Genomic DNA, 3,441 nt, shown 5'->3' with positions numbered 1-3,441 from the left:
TTTTGATTTTGTGGATTTGGTTGCGGGAGCAGGATTTGAACCTGCGACCTTCAGGTTATGAGCCTGACGAGCTACCGGGCTGCTCCATCCCGCGACACTTTGGGTTGGTCTGTTGCCTATTTGGCTGATTGCGACCTTGTCGTGTTTTTTGATCGTTTTAGAGAGGGGGGATTTTTCTAGGTTTGGCGGTGACCTACTCTCCCGGGGCTTGAGCCCAAGTACCATTGGCGCTGCAGTGCTTAACTTCCGGGTTCGGGATGGGACCGGGTGTTTCACTTGCGCTATGACCACCAAACCGAGGAAAATCCCCGTCGCTCTTTTTGCTTTGCAAAAAGGCGAAGCGCGGGAGGCGGCGTATTCGCTTGCGAATGCGCGTTCCCGCACGGTTGTGTCACCCCTTGCGGGGTTTCACATCAATCAACGTTGTCCAACTCAAGGTCAGTGTATGCTTTTGGTGATTTGTCTTTCTGTTACTGGATCAAATCAAGCCTATCGGGCGATTAGTACCGGTCAACTGAACGCATTGCTGCGCTTACATCTCCGGCCTATTGACGTGGTGGTCTTCCACGGCCCTCAGGGAGACCTTGTTTTGAGGGGGGCTTCCCGCTTAGATGCCTTCAGCGGTTATCCTGTCCGATCATAGCTACCCTGCACTGCCGTTGGCACGACAACAGGTCCACCAGTGGATCGTTCACCCCGGTCCTCTCGTACTAGGGGCAACTCCTCTCAAGTCTCCTACACCCACGGCAGATAGGGACCGAACTGTCTCACGACGTTCTAAACCCAGCTCACGTACCTCTTTAAACGGCGAACAGCCGTACCCTTGGGACCTGCTCCAGCCCCAGGATGAGATGAGCCGACATCGAGGTGCCAAACACTGCCGTCGATATGGACTCTTGGGCAGTATCAGCCTGTTATCCCCGGCGTACCTTTTATCCGTTGAGCGATGGCCCTTCCACTCGGGACCACCGGATCACTATGGCCGTCTTTCGACTCTGCTCGACTTGTCAGTCTCGCAGTCAGGCTGGCTTCTGCCATTGCACTCAACGAGCGATTTCCGACCGCTCTGAGCCAACCTTCGCGCGCCTCCGTTACGCTTTAGGAGGCGACCGCCCCAGTCAAACTACCCGCCACGCAGGGTCCCGGATCCGGATAACGGACCGCGGTTAGACATCAAGAATGCAAAGGGTGGTATCTCAAGGGAGGCTCCACAGGAACTGGCGTCCCTGCTTCGAAGCCTACCACCTATCCTGCACATTGCAGTCCTGATGCCAGTGCGAAGCTGTAGTAAAGGTGCACGGGGTCTTTCCGTCTAACCGCGGGAAGCCTGCATCTTGACAGGCAATTCAATTTCGCTGAGTCGATGTTGGAGACAGCGGGGAAGTCGTTACGCCATTCGTGCAGGTCGGAACTTACCCGACAAGGAATTTCGCTACCTTAGGACCGTTATAGTTACGGCCGCCGTTTACCTGGGCTTCAATTCAAGGCTCTCACCTCTCCTTTTAACCTTCAGGCACCGGGCAGGCGTCAGACCCTATACGTCGTCTTGCGACTTCGCAGAGCCCTGTGTTTTTAATAAACAGTCGCCACCCCCTGGTTTGTGCCCCCAGCCCCTAGTTGCCTAGGAACCGGGCCTCCTTCTCGCGAACTTACGGAGGTATTTTGCCGAGTTCCTTCAACATCGTTCTCTCAAGCGCCTTGGTATGCTCTACCAGTCCACCTGTGTCGGTTTAGGGTACGGTCTGATGGAGGGCTATTTCCAGGAACCACTCAGCAGCCCAATCAATCCGATAAGATTGAACTACACCTGTGATCCGTCACATCCTCCTGGCCTAGGAATATTAACCTAGTTCCCATCGCCTACGCCTTTCGGCCTCGGCTTAGGGGCCGGCTTACCCTGCTCAGATTAGCTTTAAGCAGGAACCCTTGGACTTTCGGCGAGAGTGTCTCTCACACTCTTTGTCGCTACTCATGTCATCATTCTCACTAGTGATCTCTCCACCGGATGGCTCACGCCCCGGCTTCATCGAAAGATCCTCGCCTCCAATATCCCCGAAGGGATCAAGGAGGCATGGATCTATGTCACACTACGCTCTGCTACCATGCCTTACGGCATCCTAAGCTTCGGCTCATGGCTTGAGCCCCGTTACATCTTCGCCGCAGGACAACTTGTTTAGACCAGTGAGCTGTTACGCTATCTTTAAAGGATGGCTGCTTCTAAGCCAACCTCCTGGTTGTTTTGGTCGTCCCACCTGCTTTCCCACTTAGCCATGAATTGGGGGCCTTAGCTGTAGGTCAGGGTTGTTTCCCTCTCCACTACGGACGTTAGCATCCGCAGTGTGTCTGCCATCTAGTACTCCCGGGTATTCGGAGTTTGGTTAGGATCAGTAAGCCTGTGGGGCCCCATTACCCATCCAGTGCTCTACCCCCCGGGGTATTCGGATGACGCTCTACCTAAATAGATTTCGCAGAGAACCAGCTATCTCCGAGTTTGATTGGCCTTTCACCCCTAGGCACAGCTCATCCCGATCCTTTTCAACGGATGTGGGTTCGGTCCTCCAGTGCGTGTTACCGCACCTTCAACCTGGCCATGCCTAGATCACTCGGTTTCGGGTCTGATCCCACGAACTCATACGCCCTATTAAGACTCGCTTTCGCTACGCCTACACCTAACGGCTTAAGCTTGCTCGTGAGACCAAGTCGATGACCCATTATACAAAAGGTACGCCGTCAGCTCGCTAGGAGCCTCCGACTGATTGTAGGCGTTCGGTTTCAGGTACTGTTTCACTCCCCTCGTCGGGGTGCTTTTCACCTTTCCCTCACGGTACTGGTTCGCTATCGGTCAGCAAGGAGTACTTAGCCTTCGAAGGTGGTCCTCCGATCTTCAGACAGAATTTCACGTGTTCCGCCCTACTTAATACGTCCGTCAAAGCTTCGAATACGGGGCTGTCACCCGCTATGGCCATGCTTCCCAACATGTTCTTCTCACTTATCCGGCTCGGCTGGTCCCCGTTCGCTCGCCGCTACTAGGGGAGTATCAATTGATTTCCTTTCCTCCGGGTACTTAGATGTTTCAGTTCCCCGGGTTTGCCCTTAAAACCCTATGTATTCAGGTCTTAAGTACCTGTTTAAACCCCATATTGAGTATCAAAGATAACAATATGAAGCTTTCAGGTGGGTTGCCCCATTCAGAGATCCATGGATCAAAGCTTATTCTCAGCTCCCCATGGCTTATCGCAGAGTATCACGTCTTTCATCGCCTCTTGCTGCCAAGGCATTCACCAAACGCCCTTCTCGCGCTTGATTTGATCCAGAAAGAGAAAGACTTGATATTGGCACTACCGCCTATTCGGCTACTTGAGTGCGTTTGACCGCACACAACCAAAGCTGCGCTAGTAATCAAATCAATCGCGACCGCCCAGCTGGTAACTAAAGGCGATC

The 3,441-nt window shown here is 53.5% G+C and carries 1 tRNA gene and 2 rRNA genes; all 3 read right to left on the bottom strand.

The window, feature by feature from the left end:
- Positions 1-17 precede the first annotated feature (17 nt).
- Positions 18-94: transfer RNA gene (locus tag ACR0LD_RS18995), tRNA-Met, on the bottom strand.
- Positions 95-180: 86 nt separating this feature from the next.
- A 5S ribosomal RNA gene (gene rrf / locus ACR0LD_RS18990) occupies positions 181-295 on the bottom strand.
- 184 nt (positions 296-479) lie between these two features.
- A 23S ribosomal RNA gene (locus ACR0LD_RS18985) occupies positions 480-3,306 on the bottom strand.
- Positions 3,307-3,441: the final 135 nt, after the last annotated feature.

The organism is Ruegeria sp. BF8, from assembly GCF_056538625.1.
Note: the sequence above shows the minus strand (reverse complement) of the source record. Positions and strands in the feature narration are given on the sequence as shown.